This window comes from Rickettsia gravesii BWI-1 (assembly GCF_000485845.1).
In the GTDB taxonomy this organism is placed as follows: Bacteria; Pseudomonadota; Alphaproteobacteria; order Rickettsiales; family Rickettsiaceae; genus Rickettsia; species Rickettsia rickettsii.
In genome coordinates this window covers 17,220-38,486 of sequence record NZ_AWXL01000012.1, presented here as the reverse complement: position 1 = coordinate 38,486, position 21,267 = coordinate 17,220, and the positions used below count along the sequence as shown (strand labels likewise).

Here is a 21,267-nt window from a genome sequence, read left to right as displayed (position 1 = left end):
CCGCAGAAGCGGGAATAACATTGCTTACCTTAATAATATACAGAATACAAATCTTGATCAGCGTTGTGGAGGGGAAGACGCTCTTTTAATAGGCGTTGATTTATTTAAATTTTCCGACTGCATGCTATCTCTTGCATTCATTAATGCTCCCATAATTTTTATACTCTCTTTGATATTAACTCTATCTCTTCCTACTACCATTTTAGCTTTTTCAATATCCGGCTCATCTTTACTTATAGGTTTCAATTTAGACTTTCCTGATACTACTCTTACATCTTCCGTTTTAATACTAGGGTTTTCAATTGCTTCTGCTCGTTTTTGTACTTGTTCTTGTAATAACTTATCTATAGTTTGTAAACGTACCTCTTTAGATAAAGTTTTATCATCAATTAAATTAGCTTTAATGAAACTTTGCTGTTCTTCAATAGAAGATTTAGTACCAAATGCCTTTACCAGCTCATCTACTTTTTTTATTGATTCTTCTTTTTTTTCTTCAAGAGTTTTAAGGTTACCATTTGGAGAAAGTATAGCACGAAAATTATTGACTTTCTCAATTGTAAACTTAGAGATATTATTTAATATACTAGAAGTTTCTTGTACAATCCTTTCTTCTGCCGACACTACCGGTTCTTTAGATTTTTCTAATGCTTCTATAACAGGGTTAACAGCGTTAATTATTTCCTGAGCTTTGTTATATATATCATCACGAGGCTTGTGTTCTTCTATATTCTGTCCTTTTAACCCTTCAGTTAAATTTTGAGTTTCTCTATCTAAAGCTGCTTCACTCGCTGCATCTTTAGCTTTTTTAAGTGCCTCTTTCTCAGAGTCATTAATATTACTATTATCGATTCCGCTAGAAACTGCCTTAGTTATTTCAGGACCTCCTTTGCCTTCATAAATACCGTCTACTAACCCTTTAGTCATTAGCTCTCTATCAGGTAAATTGGTCTTACTTTCTGCAATACCTTTTTCCGCTGATGCCATAATAAGCGCTTTAAAGGATAAAGAGGTATCACTATGAGTAGCTATAGTCTCGCCTACCCCTTTAACAATCGCTGCTTTGTCTTGAGCTTCAAGCGAGCTTCCTGCAACTGTGTTAGTAATTTCTTGAATTATTTCGCCTTTGACTTCTGCTGTAGCCAGACCATCTAAAACATTAGACGTAATGGCTTGTATGTTTGTTGTTTTTAATTCAGTATTACTTAGAGGATCAAATAAAATATCATTTACTTTTTTTATTGTATCTTTTTTAGTTTGTTCCGCCGTAATCTTATCTAAATTCTGCTGCATCAATTGTTGTTGTGCCGGACTGAGAACTTGGGCTTCTACACCTTTCTTTAATACAGAACCTAATAATTTTTGTTTTTCCGCATTGCTTAATTCAGAGACATTAACCTTATCACCTACTGCTATAAGCATTGCCCCTTTATTTTCAGTAAAAAGGTTACTTTTTATTACAGCATCCGTAATACCGTCAATTGCTACAGCTCTACTTGCATCATCTTTAAGACTTAAACCGACATCTACTGCCTTTTCTAACATCTGCTGTTTTTGCTTCAGCTCAAGATTTTCTGAATTTAAAGCGATAGCTACTGTAGCTTCAAGCATTTTCGATTTTTCCAGGTCTGGGGTATTCTGATCATTTTTTATGGTTTCTAATACTGCATTGACTCCAGCTACTTTTGCGTCCGGTGTGAGGTTTTTATTATTGACCGTATTTTCAGCTAAAGCAATGATATTAGCCTGCTTTTCAGCAATATCACTTTTCTCATTATTAAGAATTACCGTGGCTGTTTCTTTAATTAAATCAATCTGTTTATTGCTATCAATTTCTTTTGTTAAACCTGCATTTACATAATTTAATAAATCTTGCATGCTGCCTGATAAAGCCGTAGCTGCATTAAGATGCGACTGTGGCATTTGTAAAGTCTCAGGTTGTAGTGGTTGGTTAGTAGTAATTGGCGGTACTTGTTGTTTATACTGAGGTGGTTCAACCGATGAACTTGCTGTTTGCTGTGGAGTTATTAGCGGTTGTTCCTTACTTTGTCCTTGTCCTATTATAATATCTTCAGCTTGCGATAAATCAACGCTCTGCCCTTGGTTTAGTTCTACCTCTTTCATCATTTCTTTATATTTACCGCGTGTTACCGCAAGTGTATAAATTTCTCCACCATGCTCTATATAAGCTATTGCATCATCTCCGGTTCCGACAAATTTTAAAGGTTTTGGTGAGCTTATTTCTTTAAGTTGAGGTTTACCGTTTGGTCCTTCTTCGTAGTGGACAGTGAAATATACGGCTTTATCTTTAGAGGGCTTTGTGCCATCAGCTTTTAATGCTACCATCGATAAATGCATTGATCCATCGGCTTTATCAAGTTTTATAGGAAAATCTATTTCCCTATATGAGCTGATCTGAACCTGAGTACCGTCTTGTTTAGCTAAAGTAAAAGGCTTAGTTTTAACAGTTGCTTCATTTAAGGTACAGAGTTCATCACCTGCATCATTTTTAACTACTGTTGCTCTAAGATCGCTTGCACTTACTTGATTTTCCCACTGTACCGGTTTAAATCCACCAGGGTACCCACTAGCGGCACTAAATGTATTATGAATATTTTTATAGCCGGCTATTTCTATTGATTCTAATTTCTTTTTAAGCTCAGGATTTTCTAAAGCCTTATCAATAAACTCTCTATTAGCCGGATTACCGAAAAAAGTACTTAATGCTTTATCTTTTTCTTCTTCTATTTCTTTTCTTTTTTGTTCAGCTAAATCACGGTCTGTAAGGACTGCCAGGTTTTTTAATATTTGTTCTATTAAATTATCTTTTTGCGGTTGTATAATTGTTTCCCTTACAGCCTTGGTTATTGGGTCTGATATCTGACTGTCAGGAGAGATATTGTCCGATAAAGCACTAATTGAAGGGGTAAATTGAGCAGAAGATGCAGAAGTAACGATAAAACCATCGTCAGCTTCTAGTTCTGGGGTTGTAGTTTGAGATAAAAATTCTTTTTGCTCTTGTTCTTCTGTATATTCCTTATTTGCTAAAGGATCAAATTCACTTGTATCTAGGTTACCGTCTTTACTCATAAAACCTCTCATTTAACCAAAAATTAATTAGCACAAACTGTAAGTGATGCGTAGTCAAGCCGATGTTGTTACGTTGATCTTTACCCTCTATGTCATTCCCGCGTAGGCGGGCATCCAGTCACTAAAAAGTCTAAGCACACTATATTTTTAAATTAAAAGCTCAATTTATTTCGCTTTTTTCTGGATTCCCGCCTACGCGGGAACGACATAACATATCCTTTTTTCACAGTTTGTGTTATACTGTCAAAGATAGTATATAGAGATTTTAGTAATATCAAGTATTATTATTGAGAAAATTTAATAGAATTTTTATATTCTTTATTGAGTGCTTTAGTTGCCCAAAGCCAGGTTAAGCAAGTAATTATAAATATAATCATTAAACAGATGGAAATAGATTGATAACTAGCGGAAGGTAATATTATAAATACCAATGATTGTAAAAATGCACTACCAGATTTACCGAGTTTTGTACCTATCACGTCGGCAGCAGCTTTACCTTTTATTTTTATTTCCGGATCTAAAGGAACATAGGCCATTTCTTTCGTTGAATCAAATAAGGTATATTTGCTTGATTTACTAAGCACATTTTGAATAGCACCTATTGTTATAGCAATTAAAGCAGGATCGGTTAGAATAAAATTTGCTATTATTAAGCCGGCAAATCTTTCAAAATTATTAACGGCAAAAAATAATATACCGGTAATAAAAACTATTAAAGGGGTGATAACAGCCGCCGTAAACCAGCCAAGTCTTCTAACTATATTTGAACCAAGTACGACAAATAAAATAGTCAATACTCCGGTATAGCTCAAATAACTTCCTATAAAAGCTGCATATTCGGTTGGAGTTTTATAAATTTTAGTAGCTGCTGCTTTCCAAGGACCTTCTACTAAATTAATGGCAATGCCATAGCAGATAAGCAAAGTTGCAATTAATCTAATATGTCTTGACGATAGAAGCATCTGAAAACTTTCGGCAATAGTCATAGATTTTTTCTTTGCTTTAAACCTAAGTAATGCCATATGCTCTTTGTCTAGTACTTTATGATTAAGCAACCAAAAAGTTTTAATAGCTATTATTCCTAAAATTAATACTATAGTTAGTATAATTTGTATAGAAAGTGTATGAAAAGATGATTGCAATGCAAATTTATTAGTTACGTAATCATTAATATTACTTAGATTTTCTAAAAACTGCCCTGCTAAATAAATACCTGTTTGACTCAGTAAACCGAATAACGGATAAAATCTTTTAGATTCTTCCACTGTAGTAATATTATTAACAAACTGCCAAAAAAGTAATGCGAAAACTACGTTTGGCCATAATTCGGCTATTATATAAAATAATGAAAAACTCCATTTTGATAAAAGCAATATAAACCATTTTAAATTAGGTAAACTTGCCGTTAAATTTTGAACGGTTACAGGGCTTAAATGCAGCATTTCATGATTTGGAAAAATAACGTAAGCAAAAAGAGCAAAGAATGTTAAAAATATTGATATAATAAGATAAAATATATTTTCTGCTTTCATCTTATTAATAAGCTTTACATATATAGCAGTCATTAAAAAAGCTGACGGCATCACTCCCCAAAACTTCAAAAACGAGATAATCTCGACACCGATCATAGTAGTAACAATACTATCTTTTAAAGCTCTGATTAGATTTTGGATAAATAAAATACAGAACATTAATAAAGTGATGAATAAAAATTTAGAAACTTCATGGCGTTTTATAGGCCAGATATAATCGGTAAGTTTGGAAAAACAGCTATTGATTTTAGAGGAAGAATTTTCTATATTACTGGGGTTAATCATCATTATTTGGTCTAACCTATCTTGCTATTGGCTAGAGTTATATATTAAAGATTTTCTAAATTTAAGTCAAATTAAAATCAAATTAAAATGAGTAATTATTGGTTAAATATTTATAAACCAAGAGGTATAAGTTCTGCTCAACTTGTTAGCATAGTAAAAAAAATACTTGGTAAAATCAAGATAGGACATGCCGGTACTTTAGACGTAGAAGCGGAAGGAATATTACCACTTGCTGTAGGTGAAGCTACAAAGCTGATACATCTGCTAATTGATGCTAGAAAAACCTATATTTTTACCGTAAAATTCGGAACGCAAACCAATAGCGGCGATTATGCCGGTAAAGTAATAGCAACGAAAGATTGTATCCCTTCTCAAGAAGAAGCTTATGCTGTATGTTCTAAATTTATCGGTAACGTAACACAAATACCGCCGGCTTTTTCAGCTCTTAAAGTTAACGGTGTAAGAGCTTATAAATTGGCTAGAGAGGGAAAAAAAGTAGAATTAAAGCCACGAAATATAACTATTTATGATCTAAAATGTTTAAATTTTGATGAGAAAAATGCTACCGCTACATACTATACGGAATGCTCAAAAGGTACTTATATAAGGACTTTAGCAGAAGATTTGGCATTGTCCTTGCAAAGTTTAGGATTTGTGATAGAATTACGCCGTACTCAGGTTGGAATATTTAAAGAAGAAAATGCTATCCGAATTAAATCGCCTGACAAAATTACCAAAAATTCTCTAGAGGAAAAAAGTATAAAGATAGAAGCAATACTGGACGACATCCTGGTTCTTGATGCAACTGATAGCCAAGCACAGCAAATTAAATATGGACAGAAATGTTTATTTAATTATGAAAAAGACTTTAGACATCTTGCCAAATTTGCTTATAGAGAGGAATTTGAAGGAAACACGGAACACAGCACCACAGCGTACACTTTAGTACGTGAGAATGCGAGTACCGGATTAACGTACAAATTACCTCTAGAAGTAGAGTTTGGCAAAATGTCTGTTGATCTTTTATGGGTTCGCTATAAAGGCACTTTGCTTGCAATAGGTAGCTTAAACAAGAGTTGCTTTAATTCTTTACGAGTATTTAATTTAACACAAGACTTCTTTTAAAACTGGAAGTCTATATATTTAAGGAGAAATTATCGATGTCGATTACTACAGAACGTAAACAACAATTAATTAAAGAATATGCTATAACGGAAAATGATACCGGTTCAAGTGCAGTGCAATGTGCTATCTTAACTGAAAGAATCAATAATTTAATCGAGCATTTTAAATCTAACCATAAAGATCATACTTCAAGACGCGGATTATTAATTTTAGTCGGGCGTCGCCGCAGATTACTTAACTATATTAAAAAGAATAATGTTAGCAAATATTTAGATTTAATAAGCAAGCTAGGAATTAGAAAGATTAAGTAGTTGGATAATCGTCATTGCGAGCAACCGTAGGTTGCATGGCAATCTCGTCAAATATCCTGAGATTGCTTCGTCGAATTACTTCGTAATTTTCCTCGCAATGACTTGGTAGAATACAATAAAATATAAATTATGAAATGAGATAAATAGATGTTTAACGAAATAACTAAGAGTGTTACATGGAACGGAAAAGTTCTTGAGCTTAGTACAGGTAAAATAGCAAGGCAAGCTGACGGGGCAGTTACGGTAAAAATGGGTAATTCCGTTTTATTATGTACGGCAGTAGTAGCTAACAAAGCAAAAGAGGGCATAGGTTTTTTTCCTTTAACAATTAATTATAGAGAAATGGCATATGCTGCCGGTAAGATACCAGGGGGATTTTTTAAACATGAGGGAAAAGCATCAGATAGAGAAGTTTTAGTATCTCGTTTAATAGATAGACCGATTAGACCATTATTTCATCCGGCTTTTGTGAATGAAACGCATGTAACTTGCAGTGTTCTTTCATATGATCCTGAAGCTCCGGTAGATATACTTGCAATTATCGGTGCATCGGCTGCACTTAGCATATCCCCTGCTCCTTATCTAGAAACAGTTGCAGCAAGTAAAGTAGGTTTAATCAATGGTGAATTTGTTTTAAATCCGACACTTGAATTATTAAAAACAAGTCAGCTTGATTTAGTAGTTGCAGGAACATCAAATTCAGTAATGATGGTTGAATCGGAAGCTCATTTACTCTCTGAAGAACAAATGTTAGAAGCCATAAAATTTGGATTTGAAAGCTTTCAGCCGATAATAAAGATAATTAAAGAACTAGCAGAAGAAGCTAAAAAACCAAAACTTGAAATGCAAGATTTATATCCTGCTTCATTAAAGAAAGAAATTGAGAAGTTATTTGTAAAAGAAATTGAACAAGCTTTTGCAATTAAATCTAAACAAGAACGTAGCACTAATTTAGATTTAATACCTGAAAAAGTTCTTACACATTTTGTAAGCGACATAGAAAATAAAAAATATAGTAATTATCAAATCGAATCAGCTTTAAAAGCTATTGAATCAAATATATTACGTAACGAGATTTTAGAAAAAAATAGACGTATCGATGGAAGAAGTACCACGGATATAAGACAAATTGCTTGTGAAATAGGTTTACTACCTTCCACACATGGTTCAGCTTTATTTACTAGAGGTGAAACGCAAAGCTTAGTTAGTACTACATTCGGTACTAGTTTAGATGAGCAGATAGTTGGCAGTTTAGAGGGTGAGTATAAAGAGCGTTTTATGCTCAATTATATCTTTCCGCCCTACTCTGTAAATGAAGCAATGCCGATGAAAGCACCTAGTCGTCGTGAAGTCGGACACAGTAAACTCGCATGGCGTGCTATTAATCCAATATTACCTAATAAAGTACAATTTCCTTATTCTATTAGAGTAGTTGCCGAAACTACGGAGTCTAACGGTTCTTCTTCAATGGCAACTGTTTGCGGTAGTTCTCTTGCCTTAATGTATGCCGGCGTACCGATAAAAGCACCGGTTGCGGGTATTGCTATGGGACTTGTTAAGGAAGGCAAAAAATTTGCCGTATTATCGGATATTCTCGGCGATGAGGATTATTTCGGTGATATGGACTTTAAGGTTGCAGGAACTAGCGAAGGGATTACTGCATTACAAATGGATATCAAAATATCCGGAGTAGATTTCAAAATAATGAAAGTAGCTTTAGAGCAAGCACGACTCGGTCGTTTGCATATACTGGAGCAAATGAATAAAGTTATCAGTAAACCAAATAACGAACTAAGTAAAAATGCTCCTTCTACTACTACTATAAAAATAGATAAGGATAAAATTAGAGATATTATAGGACCGGGCGGTAAAGTAATAAAGGAAATTTGTGAAACTAGCGGTGCTAAAATAGATATAAGCGATGACGGTACGGTGTCTGTTTATGCTTCAGATAGAGATAAGCTAAAAGTTGCCTTAGATAAAATTAAAGCTATTACCGTTGAACCTGAAATCGGTGAAATATTTAACGGTATGGTAATGAAAGTCTTAGATTCCGGTGCTTTTATTAATTATTTAGGTAATAAAGACGGCTTTGTTCATATTAGTGAAGTTTCAGAAGAAAGAATAGAAACGGTTAGCAGTGTTTTAAAACAAGGCGATATAGTAACAGTTAAGCTAATAGGCTTTGATAATAAAGGCAAAGCAAAATTAACTATTAAAAATGCCGATAAAGATAAATCTTCAAATAATACAAAACCAAAAACTAATGTTAATAATGCTAAGGACAATTCAGAACCTGAGCAGCGACGTGATTCTAGTAAAAAACGAGCTTGGAATGAAGATAATAATGCTGAAACTGCTGAAGTAATTACAGAACGTAAGTATTTTAATTGATATGAAGCTTAATCGTCATTGCGAGGAAATTACGCAGTAATTGATGAAGCAATCTCAGGAGTTTGTTATTATTTCATGAGATTGCCGCGCAGCCTACGGCTGCTCGCAATGACGGTTCGGGTATCCACAAAAATAGCTCATAATACTAATAATTTGCTGGATACCGTGAACAAGCCACGGTATGACAATGAGTAAATAAATGACCGACACAAATAATTACCGCATCATCGCAAAAAGGGTTATTTCTAGTGAAGCAAGTGCTTTAGAAAAATTATCCGAAAATATCCCTGAAGACTTTAACAGAATTATAGAATTTTTACTATCTTTCAACGGACGGATAATTCTAACCGGCATAGGCAAAAGCGGTTATATTGCAAGAAAAATAGCTGCTAGCTTTTCTTCAACCGGTATGCCTGCTTTTTATTTACACCCGGCAGAAGCAAGTCACGGCGATTTAGGTATGGTGACGAGAAACGATCTAGTCATTATGTTATCTAATTCCGGTGAAACTAAAGAACTATTTAATATAATTGAATATTGCAAGAACTCTTCCATAAAAATTGCTGCAATGACAATGAATAAAAATTCTACTCTAGCTAAAAGAAGCGATTTTTTATTAATAGTACCTGAATATCCAGAAGCTTCTGTAATTGGAGCTCCTACTATATCATCTTTAATCATGCTATCACTCGGTGATGCTTTAATGACTGTTATACATGAAAAACGAGGCTTTACTAAAGATGATTTTAAAATTTATCATCCGGGAGGTACAATTGGTGCTAATTTAACAAAAATTAAAAACCTAATGCATAGCGGTGATGAAATACCTTTAGTATATGAAGATACTTCCTTTGCCGAAACTATAATTATTATGAATAAAAAACGTTTAGGTTGTACGCTTGTAACAGATAAAAACCAAAATTTGGTGGGAATTATAACCGATGGGGATTTACGTCGTCATATTAACGATCAAATCCACTTAAAAACAGCATCAAGCATTATGACCAAAAACCCTATTCATATCTCATCGGAAATATTTGCAAAAGAGGCTTTAAATTTAATGAAAGCCAAGAATATCACTAATATACCGATTGTTGATGATAATATTATTATAGGCATTATTCATATTCATGATTTACTACGCATAGGGGTGAGCTAAAATCTATGCCCTCTTCTTATAAATGGCGAAAAAAAATTTGGAAATCTGTATATCTTTTAATAACAATTGGAATTTTGTATATAGGATATATATTAATTAAAAGCGGTTATATTAATGAAGAAAACGATATTAACGTTACAAAAAAAAGTTTAAAAGATAATAAAAATTTTGATTTAAAGTATAATATTATATTGAAAGATTCAATTTTTGAAGGAGTAAATAAAAATTTAAATGCGTATAAGATTAAAACTGAACGAGCTATAAAAGAGTCGAATAACAAATATAAATTAGATATAATAAATGCTATTTATAATGTAAATCAAGACCAAACTCTTATTATCAATGCGAACGAAGGCTTTTTAGATGAAGAATCAAACATATTAGATTTAAAAAACGATGTAAAACTTTTTTTTGATGGGATCATATTTAATACTAACGATGCAAGGATTGATTTAGTAAATAAGAATATAACCGGTCATTCCCCTGCTAAGTTACTTTACAAAAACTCTTCAATTACTTCGGATAGTTTTAATACGAAAGATGAAAATAATATTATAATTTTTAAAGGCAATGTCTCTACAATCATCGATTTATCGGATTAGACATCTTTCCAAACCAGCTTATAGAGAGGAATTTAAAGGAGACATGGAACGCAGCACCACAGCGTACAAAGAAGTACGTGAGGATACGAGTACCGATTCGACGTCTAAATTACCTCTAGAAGCGAAGTGTGGAAAGATGTCTATTATTAAACTTGTTTTACTTCTTATAATTAGTACCATAATATATGCTAATGATAAAAATATTTCAAATTTACATATCACATCTGATAGTTTAATCATTGATAGAACCAAACAAAAAGCAGCATATCTTGGAAATGTTATTGTTTACTTCGATAATGCGATACTGAGAACGAAAGAATTATATATTTTTTATAAAACAATAGATGAAAAGCAAACTATTGATTATATAGTTGTCCCTACTAAATTGACTGTAGAAAGAAAAATAAATAATGAATTATTACTTGCAGATAGTGCTAAATATTTTTGTGATAATAAACAACTTATTCTACTTGGTAATGTAATATTACAGCGTGACGATAATGTTTTAAAAACTAATAAACTAATCTACTATGTAGATATTATTAAGAAATAGAGCTATTTACCGTTGGTACGTCATTGCAAGCGATTGCAAAAAGTGTGACAATCCAGAAAATAATTAAAAAAAATGCTAAAGATTAGTATTTTTAACTGGATTGCTTCGTCAATTACTTACGTAATTTTCTCACAATGACGTTGAAAATTAATCCACGCAACAAAATCTTAACAAATAAAAAAGATGGACAGCTTACACGTTAAAAATATATCAAAATCCTACAAAAAAAGGAATATATTAACTGATATATCTCTGAATATAAAACAAGGAGAGATAGTTGGTTTATTCGGTCCGAATGGAGCCGGTAAAACAACTTGCTTTAACATTATTATCGGTTTAATGAAACTGGACTCAGGGCAATTACTTTTAAATGATATAAATATTACCAACTTGCCTATTTATTTACGAGCAAGGCTTGGACTCGGCTATCTTCTTCAAGAACCTTCGATATTTCGGGAATTGTCGGTTGAAGATAATATTAAGGCTGTAGTTGAGATATCTGACAATGATAAAGAAGTAATTGAACACAAAACTCATAATTTGTTAGAGAAGTTTTCGATAGTTCATTTAAAAGATTTATCCGCTGCTAGCTTATCAGGCGGTGAAAGGCGTAGGCTTGAGATTGCACGTGCACTTGCAATAGAGCCTAAATTTATCATGCTTGATGAACCGCTTGCCGGTATTGACCCGCTTGCTATTTCCGATATCAAAAATCTAATTACTTATTTACGTGAATTTAATATAGGTATATTAATTACCGACCATAACGTACGTGATACTCTAGATATAGTCGACCGTGCTTATGTTATTTTTGAAGGTAAAGTATTATTAGAAGGAAGTGCTAAGGAAATAGCAAATAGCAAGAAAGTTAAGGAAGTGTATTTAGGTGAGAGCTTTAGTTTCTAGACTATGCAAATTCGTCATTGCGAGCGACTTGCAGGTGTTATTGCATGAATTGTTTTATGTCATTCCCGCGTAGGCGGGGATGACATCGAGTAGGTTTTCCGAGCCATGCAACAAGGCTCTTTTGCAGGAATGACATAAGAGTCATGTAATAATATTCAAAACAGTTTTCTATGCAAATTAACAAAGAAATTTTTAGGGCTTATGATATAAGAGGCAATAGCCTTAAAGATTTAACGGAAGAAGTAGCTTATAAAATCGGCTTTGGTTTTGCCGAGATGACTATAACGAAAGATAACGATAAAATCTGTGTCGGTTTAGACGGTCGGCTTAGCTCCCCTACCCTTTGTAAAGCTTTAGAACTAGGATTAACTAATGCAGGGGCTGAAATCATAAATATTGGCGTAGTTCCAACGCCGGTTTTATATTTTGCCGATAAACACTTTACGCCTGCCGGTAGTATTATGGTCACGGGATCACACAATCCTCGTGACGATAACGGCTTTAAAATACTACAAAACGGTAAACCTTTTTTCGGTGATCAGATACAGGAGTTATTGACTAAGATTTTGGATAACTACTCCAATACCACACCAGCATCCCCTTATGTCATTCCTGCAAAAGCAGGAATCCATAATATACAATCTAAATACCTAAAACGTATTTTAGATGGAATAAACATTAATCCAAAATTAAAAGTAGCTTGGGATTGCGGCAATGGAGCAACCGGCGATATTGTTGAAGAACTTAAAAAGCATCTCTCAAACAAGAATATGATCATACATAGTAAGATTGACGGGAATTTTCCAAACCATCATCCTGATCCTACAAATCCTGCTAATTTGCAGGAGCTAATAAAAGTGGTTAAAGAACAAAATTGTGACCTTGGTATAGCTTTTGACGGTGACGGTGATAGAATCGGCATTATAAGCTCAAGCGGTAAAATATTATTCGGTGATCAAATTTTATGCATTTTTGCTGAGGATATTTTAAAGGAAAATCCAAATGCAACTATAATAGTTGATGTAAAAGTCAGCCAATTTATAGTCGCTAAAATAAAATCATATGGAGGACATCCTATAATATGGCGAACAGGTCATCCTTTTATTAAAAGCAAAATGCTTGAGACAAAGGCTTTACTCGCTGGTGAAATGAGCGGGCATATATTCTTTGCCGATAAATATTTTGGTTTTGACGATGCAATTTATGCAGCTCTTAGATTTTTAGATTTACTTAGTAGATCAAGTAAAACTCTAGATGAGATAATAGAGGATGTACCGAAAAGCTATAGTACACCGGAAATTAAAATTTTTGTTCCTTCAGAGTTAAAATTACAAATTATTAAAGAGATTAAAGAAAAATCATTAGAAGAGAAAATAGAGTTTAATGATATAGACGGTGTACGGGTAAATACTGCACATGGTTGGTGGCTCTTGCGTAGCTCTAATACCGAATCTATTATAGTTGCAAGGGCTGAATCAGATAGTAAGAATGGTTTAGAGGAAATAATCACTATAATTAATAAATATCTTGAAAAATACGGGTTATTAATTAATTATTAAAACATTATTGCTTTCTAAAATAGAATTTTATATATTTTTCTTACATTAAATTAATATAAAGAAAAATAATATGTTAAAAATCTCAGATATCAATCACTCATTTGTTGATACTAAATTAGTTACTACAATAACGCCAATAGGTGCAAATAACATTAAATATTAACACATTGAGGCACCATTAGTAATAAAACATAAAGACCTTGAGCCTACTGATAATCCTCTCATTTTTAAACTTAACAGTGACGTAGCCGCATCTAACGGTTTAAATAGTCTGACCATTGTATTAATACTGATGAAACCGTTTAAGGATATGAGGTCATTCCTGCAAGGCGTTGTTACATGGATATGTTTTTCCGTCATTGCGAGAAGTTGCGTTAGCAGCGACGCGGCAATCTCATAAGATAATATAAAAAAAACTCCTGAGATTGCCACGCTAGCATAAATGCTGGCTTGCAATGACGATACAAGTTCGTATTTATTAGTTAAACAAGTGATAAAGAAAGAAATATACTCAAATGATTTGGAGAATGGGAATGTAAAACGAGGAGCGAGTACGCACAGCCTATATTTAATAGGTGATCCAAAGTTTTGCAGAAACAATTCTTCAAAGCAGAAGAGTATAATTATATTATGCGGGCCGACTGCTAGCGGGAAGTCTTATTTAGGTCATGAACTGGCTAAAGCTTATAACGGCGAAATCATTAATATCGACTCAATGCAGGTTTATAAGGAAATTCCTATTATTACCGCCTCCCCTCCGAAAAGCTACAAAACTGAAATCTTGTATCATTTATATAACTTCTTATCAATGACAGAAGATTTCTCGGTAATAAAATATCTAAAACTTGCGACAGAAAAAATAAAAGAAATAACCGACAGGGGTAAGCTACCTATATTAATAGGTGGAACGGGTTTATATATCAATTCTTTAGTTTTTGGCTATAATAATATTCCTGATATATCAGAAGATTTACGAGAACAGGTAAGAAATTTACATGCTAAAATAGGCAATATAGAATTATGGGGTAAATTAGAGAAGCTTGACCCGCTTGCTGCTTCTAAAATAAACCAAAATGATACTCAGCGTTTAATTAGAGCTTATGAAGTACTCATGCAAACCAGTAAATCTATTTTTTCTTTTCAAACTTTGCCAAAAGAACAAATCTTATCTGATTTTAATTTCAAAATTATTTTCTTAAATCCTGAGCGAAAATTTTTATATAAAACATGTGATGAGCGTTTAGATAAAATATTTAAAGAAGGGGCAATTGACGAAATAGCTTTAATAAAAAAGCAATTTGCTCCTAAAGATTATACGAATTTGAAAGCTGTAGGGATAAAAGAAATTTTAGCTTATTTAAACGGCAATCTCACTTTAGATGAGGCTTTAAATGCAGCTCAAATACGAACCCGTCAGTATGCTAAAAGACAAGTTACTTGGTTTAAAAATCAGATACAAGACAAAATCACATTGGAATATGCTAACCAAGAAGAATTTACTCACACTTTAAAAAACCCTTTTAAAACTATATAGCTTATCTACGTATTTCTTCTTTCTTTTTATTATTGGAAATAGGAGTAATGGGAAGTGTATTTGTATTAGGTCCTACAATATTAATCTTACTATTTAAATTTAAGACGATACTTTGTGCTTCTTTTAATACATCAGCCGGAACTTTATTTTCTAATTCTGGTTTCTTATTAGATTTTTGATTAAAATAACCAACTCCCGCTTTAACAACATTTAGTATTTGTTTAATAATATTCAGTGCTTGCCCTTCTTTCCAAACTAAACTACCTATACTAGTAGCAACATTAATATATTTTTTATTTTCAATATTTTCTAAGATTTGAATCAGCTTATCCGGTTGATTGAGCATAGGTGTTAGTATACTATATAATTCTTTCTTATCGAGCTTATTTATACCGGGTACATCTTTTAAAGTTTTATCTAAAATACCTGTAAATATTTCCTTATTATCGTTTAAATATTTTTTGATCTCGGGATTATCTTTAGTTAATTTTTCCATTAAAAACCTTTTTTAATGATTCCGGATTATCAAGTAATATAGGCATTACATTCGTAAGTTTTGTAGTATCTTTTGTTTCTAGTCCATAATTTTCAAGCTGCTGTTTATAGTTTGGCTATTTTTTTCATCTTGCTCTAAAACGCCTTTAATTAAATTATCGAATAAACCCTCTTTACTTTGCTCTACTAATATATTTTAACTTAAATGAAGGTTCGTTAAAAGCAGTAATTACACGGCTTGTTACGGTCATATCATCGCCTTTATTTATATCTGTAATAATAGCATGTACAATTTCCGGTTTTGACATAACTTCACCTACTATACTAAGCATTAGTTTATCAAAATTATATTCTTCCATCATGCTTTGTATATTCGGAGTATTTTCAATAATAACTGAGGCAATATCTGGTAAGACTGTTTTATTATCAGCAAAAAAACTTTTTAATTTATCGTCACCTGCTACCATTTCTAAAGATTTCTCAAGAACCACCATTACTCCTTGATTTGCATTCAGAGTATCAAAAATCTTTGTTGTTTCAGGCATTTTATTTAATAAAGTAGGAATAGTATCTACAATACTCGGATCAACTTTATAGCTTTCAAAATATTCTTTTTAAGAAAGGTTTAGCTTGTTCTTTAGTTTCTATTAAGAAACCTGCTATAATTATTTATTTTTCAGAAGATAATTTATTAAACCTTTTTAGAGCATTAGGATTGTTTATATTTTCAGCCAGCTCTTGTTTAAACTCAGGATGTTCATTAAATATTTTTATAACTTTTGCATATGTATCATTACTTTGAGGTGTTTGTAATATATTATCAAAAGCTTTTATATAGTCGCTTGGAAGTATTTCAGTTATGTAATTCACAATATCGTTACCTTTTTCATTAAAAAATTTTAAGCAATTTTTATCCGTGGATAACATTTCTAATGTTTTAGAAGTTATTTTATTATAGTCCGGTACTTCTTGCTTTATCTCAAGTGCAATTTCTTGAAGGCTTTTAAGTACAGCATCATTTTTAAAACATTCTTTTAATGTTGTAAGACCCTTGTGATCTAGAAAACTACCTTCTTGAAATTCTCTAAAACCTGCTTTTACTAAGATTTGTCCTATTTTTGGTAAATCATCGGCATGCTTTTTTAGAAAATCCTATATTTCGAATTTTTCAAGAACAGATTTTTGAAACTTTGAATCAAGATATATATCAGAGAGGCTTGCAAGTTTAACAAGATTATAACTATTTACGGGATTAGTGAAGGCAAACTTCGCACCTTTTAATAATGCTCCTATATTAACTGGTAATATTTTTTTCTTTGGAGATGCAAGGTCATAAATAAAGCTTGTCAATGCCTTGTCTGCATCAGGAGAAGATAATGTCTTTTTAACAGTTTTATTAAAATTCTTTAATTTAATATCTTTAATGGAATTTGTAACTGCCATAAAAATAATGAAATATATTTAATTACATAAATATTAAATTATCTTAAAATTGATTCAAAGAAATAAATTAAGTACTACTTAAATATTTTAATTTATATTACATAATATGGTAATTCAATCAATTTGATCTAAGATTTATGGAGTTATCTGTGTATTTGTTTACTTTTTGTAGGTAATGATGCGTAAGTATGTGATTTATCGTGATAATCTACTATATGCATTTTACTATCTAAATTTGAAACTATATTTTTTGCTTCTTTTAAAACATTTAATTTTTTAATATTTTCAAACTCATTTTTAAAGTTATCTTTTAACTGTTCATTGAAGATTTCTTTTGGTAAATAAATCCCACCGGTAATAGTGCCTACCCCAGTATATTTAGATTTAGAATTTAAAGTAGAGGCAATATTACTTGCTAACTTTTCTAGATTTTTTGGCTCTAAAAAATTATTTATATTATCAGGATTTTCTTTAGAATATTCAGAAACGATAGATTTTAGCATCTGATTCATCATGTAAAAATCTTCACCTCTATTATTACCTTTATCAAAAAGTTTTTGTGATATTTTCTCGCTTAAAATATTTGCCAATAAATTACTCTTAATATTTTGTTTATTTGCAATATTTTCATATAAAGGGTTCAATATTTGTAATGGAGAATTTACATGATTTGTAATATGTTTATATTGATTTGTTTGAGGAGTAGCTAGGTTAGTAACCATATTCATAGGTAGTGAATTTAGTTTTTCTATAATATAGTCTTTAATCGTTTGATTTTCTTCATATAATCTTTTTACTTGTTGAGCAAAATTTTTTTTACTAAGTACATTTCTTTTTCCTTCAGCTTGTATTTGTAAAAATACTTTATCAATTGCCTTATCAATTAATTTTGCTTGTTGTTCTTTAATTAGTTTAGGTACTAAAGGAGGGATAACCTTATCAAGATTATAAGTATCAGTAAGTAGCATTAAATTATCAGGTAATTTAGCCTCTGCTAAATTAATATTTTTAAAATTACAATCTTTTAAAGAAGTTACTTTAGTTAAATCTGCATTTTTTAATGATACGCCTGAGAAGTCGATATTAGATAAATTACCTACTAATATAGCTCCCTCTAAGCTGAATTTTCCATTTTGTATTTTATGTAAATTATTTCTAAGAGTAATTTCATCTATAGTTTTATCTTTAAAATCTTGTGATGGACTAAATACATCTTTTACTTTTTCAGTAGCATAGCTAAAACCTGCTTTTATAATATTCGGCAATTGCCCTTCCAAATAATTTGTTTTTTGAACTAGATTATATATAGCACTAGCAGCCCCACGATAATTACTTTTTTCAACCTCTTCTATAACTTTAACTAATTCATTAGGATGGTTTAACATTGATGGAAGTACATTATATAATTCTTTCTTATCAAGGTTATTTATACCTGGTATTTCTACTAAAGTTTTATCTAAAATACTTGCAAATATTTCTCTATTATTGCTTAAATATTTTTTAATTTCAGGATTATCTTTAGTTAAAGCTATTAACTCTTTTGCCATGCCCGTATAATCACCTTTAATAAAATCGCGAAAAACCTTTTTTAATGATTCAGATTTATCAAGTAATATAGGCATTATGCTCGTTAGCTTTGTAACATCACTCGCTTCCAGACCATAATTTATAAGTTGTTGTTTTATAGTTTGGCTATTTTTTGCATCTTGTTCTAAAACTCCTGTAATTAAATTATCAAATAGACTTTCTTTACTTTGCTCTACTAATATATCTTTTAATTTAAATGAAGGATCATTAAGGGCGGAGATTATATTACCGGTTAAACTTATATAATCGCCTTTATTTAAGTCTGCAATAATCTCATGAGCAATTTCCGGTTTTGACATAACTTCGCCTACAATACTAAGCATTTGTTTATCAAAATTATATTCTTTTGTTATGCTTTGTACGCTAGGAGTATTTTCAATAATACCTAAAGCAACATTTGGTAAGATTGTTTTATTATTAGCAAAAAAACTTTTTAATTTATCATCACCAGCTACCATTTCTAAGGATTTCTCAAGAGATATCATTACACCTTGATTTGGAGCATTAAGAGTATCAAAAATCTCTTTTGTCTCAGGTATTTTATTTAATAAAGTAGGAATAATATCTAAAATTTTAAGATCAATTTTGTAGGTTTCAAAATGTTCTTTTAAGAAAGGTTTAGCTTGTTCTTTTGCTTCTTCTAAGAAATTTTCAATAATTATTTGTTTTTCAGGAGATAACTTATTAAATCTTTTTAGAGTATTAGGATTGTTTATATTTTTAGCCAGTGCTTGCTTAAAATCAGGATGTTCATTAAATATTTTTAATAAATTTTTCTTTTCGGGTTTTTGTAATATATCATCAAAAGTTTTTATATAATCGCTTGGAAGTATTTCAGTTGCTCCTGTACGTATGTATTTCGTAATATCTTCACTCTTTTCGTTAAAGAATTTTTGGAAGTTTTTATCGGTAACTAGCATATCTAAAGTTCTAGAAGTCACTTTATTCCAGTCCGGTAGCTCTTGCTTTACTTCAACTGCAATTTCTTGAAGTTTTTTAAGTACTTGTTCATTTTTAAAACATTCTTTTAGTATTTTGAGTCCCTTTTCATCTAAAGCACTCTTATCTTGAAATTCTCTAAAGCCCGCATTTGCTAAGATTTGACCTATTTTAGGCAAATCATCCGAATGTTTTTTTAAAAATTCCCATATTGGAGATCTTTCAAGAAGTGATTTTTGAAATTCCGGATCAAGATATATCTTAGAAGAGTTAGCAAGCTTAACAAGATTATAAGTATTTACAGGATTAGTTAAAATAAATCTTGCTCCGAGTAACATCGTTCTTAAGCTTATACTCTTTGAAGATGATAAGTCCTTAATTGCACTCTTTAGTACTTTATTAGCTTTAGAAGAAGATAAAACTTTTTCTACAACTTTTTGATAGTGTTTATTATTTATAACAGCCATAAAATTACTCGAAATTTTTAAATATTCTAAATCTATTTTAAAAAATTTTTAAAAATAAAGATCAGGTATTTTTAATTTTTTGTTATTGTTGTTGTTAATATGTATACTTCGACACAACATGTTCAGCATCCGAGGACTTACAAAGACATGGCTACCAATTTTTCAAGTTCTATCTGAGTATATTATTTAGCCTCCGCTTTTGGCGTCCATCTCAGTGAATACTTCTTCCCATGAACCGGTAGTCGCTGCTTTTGAATATTCAGTTGCTCTATTTTCAAAAAAGTTCGTATGTTCGACTCCGTTTAGCATTTCATCAAGCCAAGGAAGGGGGTTATGATTTACCAAATATACATCTTTGAGTCCTAGCTGCATTAAACGACGGTCGGCAATATAACGAATATATTGTCTTACTTCATATGCCGTTAATCCCTCAATACCGCCAACTTCAAAAGCAAGTTCAATAAAGGCATCTTCAAAATGCACAATAGTCGTACAAGCTTCATAAATACGTTTACGTAAAGTTTCCGTCCAAACTTCAGGGTTTTCTCTTACAAAAGTCTTAAACAGAGTAATAATTGAGTTAGTATGAAGTGTTTCATCACGCACTGACCAAGCAATAATCTGTCCCATACCTTTCATTTTATTAAAACGAGGGAAATTAAGCATGATCGCAAAAGAAGCAAAGAGCTGTAATCCTTCAGTAAAAGCTCCAAATACTGCGAGTGTAGTTGCTATATCTTCTTTGGCATCCACTCCGAATTGCTGCATATAATCATACTTGTCTTTCATTTCCTTATATTTAAGAAATGCTGAATATTCTACTTCCGGCATACCTACCGTATCAAGTAAATGTGAATATGCTGCGATATGTACCGTTTCCATATTAGAAAATGCCGATAACATCATTAATATTTCAGTCGGTTTAAATACTCGTGAATAATGCTTCATATAGCAATTATTCACTTCAATATCTGCCTGTGTAAAAAAACGAAATATTTGTGTTAATAGATGTTTTTCCCCTGGAGTTAAGTTATATTTCCAATCTTTAACATCGTCGGCAAGTGGTATTTCTTCTGGTAGCCAATGAATTTTTTGTTGAGTGTGCCAAGCTTCATATGCCCATGGATATGAAAACGGTTTATAAATTGGACTTGCATCAAGTAGTGACATAATTTTTCTTCTTTTAATTTTTCTATTTCTTCTTTTGAAAGCTTAGTCACCTTGTTTTATCCGTAAACAATTTTTTAAATGCTACATCATTTGTTGGGTCTAAATATCTTTGCATAGTT

General features: G+C 31.6%; 13 protein-coding genes and 2 pseudogenes. 10 read left to right on the top strand and 5 right to left on the bottom strand.

Annotated features, from left to right (window positions below; genetic code table 11):
• Positions 1-57: 57 nt before the first annotated feature.
• Together RGRA_RS0104225 and tlc4 are read right to left on the bottom strand one after the other, a co-directional pair.
• A complete protein-coding gene (locus tag RGRA_RS0104225; RefSeq protein WP_017442937.1) occupies positions 58-3,099 on the bottom strand; it encodes a Sca4 family spreading effector in 3,042 nt (1,013 codons plus the stop codon).
• 272 nt (positions 3,100-3,371) lie between these two features.
• Complete coding sequence (gene tlc4, locus RGRA_RS0104220; RefSeq protein WP_017442936.1) at positions 3,372-4,907, bottom strand: NTP/NDP exchange transporter Tlc4; 1,536 nt, start codon at positions 4,905-4,907, stop codon at positions 3,372-3,374.
• An 84-nt stretch (positions 4,908-4,991) separates the two neighbouring features.
• Between tlc4 and truB the strand changes: the two genes are divergently transcribed.
• The 10 genes and pseudogenes from truB (at position 4,992) to miaA (ending at position 15,047) form a co-directional block, all read left to right on the top strand.
• On the top strand, positions 4,992-6,029 hold the full coding sequence (gene truB / locus RGRA_RS0104215) for a tRNA pseudouridine(55) synthase TruB (protein WP_017442935.1): 1,038 nt from the start codon (positions 4,992-4,994) through the stop codon (positions 6,027-6,029).
• A 35-nt stretch (positions 6,030-6,064) separates the two neighbouring features.
• Positions 6,065-6,340, top strand: coding sequence for a 30S ribosomal protein S15 (gene rpsO / locus RGRA_RS0104210; protein ID WP_017442934.1), 276 nt, complete (start codon positions 6,065-6,067; stop codon positions 6,338-6,340).
• 147 nt (positions 6,341-6,487) lie between these two features.
• A complete protein-coding gene (gene pnp, locus RGRA_RS0104205; RefSeq protein ID WP_017442933.1) occupies positions 6,488-8,734 on the top strand; it encodes a polyribonucleotide nucleotidyltransferase in 2,247 nt (748 codons plus the stop codon).
• Positions 8,735-8,933: 199 nt separating this feature from the next.
• On the top strand, positions 8,934-9,893 hold the full coding sequence (locus tag RGRA_RS0104200) for a KpsF/GutQ family sugar-phosphate isomerase (RefSeq protein WP_017442931.1): 960 nt from the start codon (positions 8,934-8,936) through the stop codon (positions 9,891-9,893).
• A 5-nt stretch (positions 9,894-9,898) separates the two neighbouring features.
• Positions 9,899-10,495, top strand: coding sequence for an LPS export ABC transporter periplasmic protein LptC (lptC, locus tag RGRA_RS0104195; RefSeq protein WP_024547296.1), 597 nt, complete (start codon positions 9,899-9,901; stop codon positions 10,493-10,495).
• Between the two features lie 136 nt (positions 10,496-10,631).
• Positions 10,632-11,048: an LptA/OstA family protein gene (locus RGRA_RS0104190; protein ID WP_410525675.1), complete on the top strand. Its 417-nt coding sequence runs from the start codon at positions 10,632-10,634 to the stop codon at positions 11,046-11,048.
• Positions 11,049-11,231: 183 nt separating this feature from the next.
• The gene (gene lptB / locus RGRA_RS0104185; protein WP_017442957.1) at positions 11,232-11,954 is read left to right on the top strand and encodes an LPS export ABC transporter ATP-binding protein; all 723 of its coding nucleotides are present in this window, start codon (positions 11,232-11,234) and stop codon (positions 11,952-11,954) included.
• Positions 11,955-12,124: 170 nt separating this feature from the next.
• Positions 12,125-13,513: a phosphomannomutase/phosphoglucomutase gene (locus tag RGRA_RS0104180; RefSeq protein ID WP_017442956.1), complete on the top strand. Its 1,389-nt coding sequence runs from the start codon at positions 12,125-12,127 to the stop codon at positions 13,511-13,513.
• Positions 13,514-13,583: 70 nt separating this feature from the next.
• A pseudogene (locus RGRA_RS14590) lies at positions 13,584-13,793 on the top strand (hypothetical protein); the annotation flags it as partial.
• Positions 13,794-13,955: 162 nt separating this feature from the next.
• Positions 13,956-15,047 (top strand): tRNA (adenosine(37)-N6)-dimethylallyltransferase MiaA, encoded by a 1,092-nt coding sequence (miaA, locus tag RGRA_RS0104175; protein ID WP_017442955.1) that lies wholly within the window; start codon positions 13,956-13,958, stop codon positions 15,045-15,047.
• A 172-nt stretch (positions 15,048-15,219) separates the two neighbouring features.
• On the opposite strand, the pseudogene RGRA_RS13410 reads toward miaA, so the two are convergent.
• The 3 genes and pseudogenes from RGRA_RS13410 to RGRA_RS0104145 all read right to left on the bottom strand — a co-directional run.
• Positions 15,220-16,985: pseudogene (locus RGRA_RS13410) on the bottom strand (pentapeptide repeat-containing protein); the annotation flags it as partial.
• A gap of 143 nt (positions 16,986-17,128) precedes the next feature.
• Positions 17,129-19,978 carry a pentapeptide repeat-containing protein gene (locus RGRA_RS0104150; protein WP_024547292.1) on the bottom strand — a complete coding sequence of 950 codons (2,850 nt, stop codon included), beginning with the start codon at positions 19,976-19,978 and terminating at the stop codon, positions 17,129-17,131.
• A gap of 186 nt (positions 19,979-20,164) precedes the next feature.
• Positions 20,165-21,148, bottom strand: coding sequence for a ribonucleotide-diphosphate reductase subunit beta (locus RGRA_RS0104145; RefSeq protein WP_017442984.1), 984 nt, complete (start codon positions 21,146-21,148; stop codon positions 20,165-20,167).
• Positions 21,149-21,267 lie beyond the last annotated feature (119 nt).

Bases quoted from the DNA above. Each gene is read 5' to 3' on its own strand.
- tlc4 (WP_017442936.1), bottom strand. From the start codon at position 4,907: ATGATGATTAACCCCAGTAATATAGAAAATTCTTCCTCTAAAATCAAT.
- pnp (WP_017442933.1), top strand. From the start codon at position 6,488: ATGTTTAACGAAATAACTAAGAGTGTTACATGGAACGGAAAAGTTCTT.
- lptB (WP_017442957.1), top strand. From the start codon at position 11,232: ATGGACAGCTTACACGTTAAAAATATATCAAAATCCTACAAAAAAAGG.
- RGRA_RS0104150 (WP_024547292.1), bottom strand. From the start codon at position 19,978: ATGGCTGTTATAAATAATAAACACTATCAAAAAGTTGTAGAAAAAGTT.
- RGRA_RS0104180 (WP_017442956.1), top strand. From the start codon at position 12,125: ATGCAAATTAACAAAGAAATTTTTAGGGCTTATGATATAAGAGGCAAT.
- RGRA_RS0104190 (WP_410525675.1), top strand. From the start codon at position 10,632: ATGTCTATTATTAAACTTGTTTTACTTCTTATAATTAGTACCATAATA.
- RGRA_RS0104145 (WP_017442984.1), bottom strand. From the start codon at position 21,148: ATGTCACTACTTGATGCAAGTCCAATTTATAAACCGTTTTCATATCCA.
- lptC (WP_024547296.1), top strand. From the start codon at position 9,899: ATGCCCTCTTCTTATAAATGGCGAAAAAAAATTTGGAAATCTGTATAT.
- rpsO (WP_017442934.1), top strand. From the start codon at position 6,065: ATGTCGATTACTACAGAACGTAAACAACAATTAATTAAAGAATATGCT.
- RGRA_RS0104225 (WP_017442937.1), bottom strand. From the start codon at position 3,099: ATGAGAGGTTTTATGAGTAAAGACGGTAACCTAGATACAAGTGAATTT.
- RGRA_RS0104200 (WP_017442931.1), top strand. From the start codon at position 8,934: ATGACCGACACAAATAATTACCGCATCATCGCAAAAAGGGTTATTTCT.
- truB (WP_017442935.1), top strand. From the start codon at position 4,992: ATGAGTAATTATTGGTTAAATATTTATAAACCAAGAGGTATAAGTTCT.
- miaA (WP_017442955.1), top strand. From the start codon at position 13,956: ATGCTGGCTTGCAATGACGATACAAGTTCGTATTTATTAGTTAAACAA.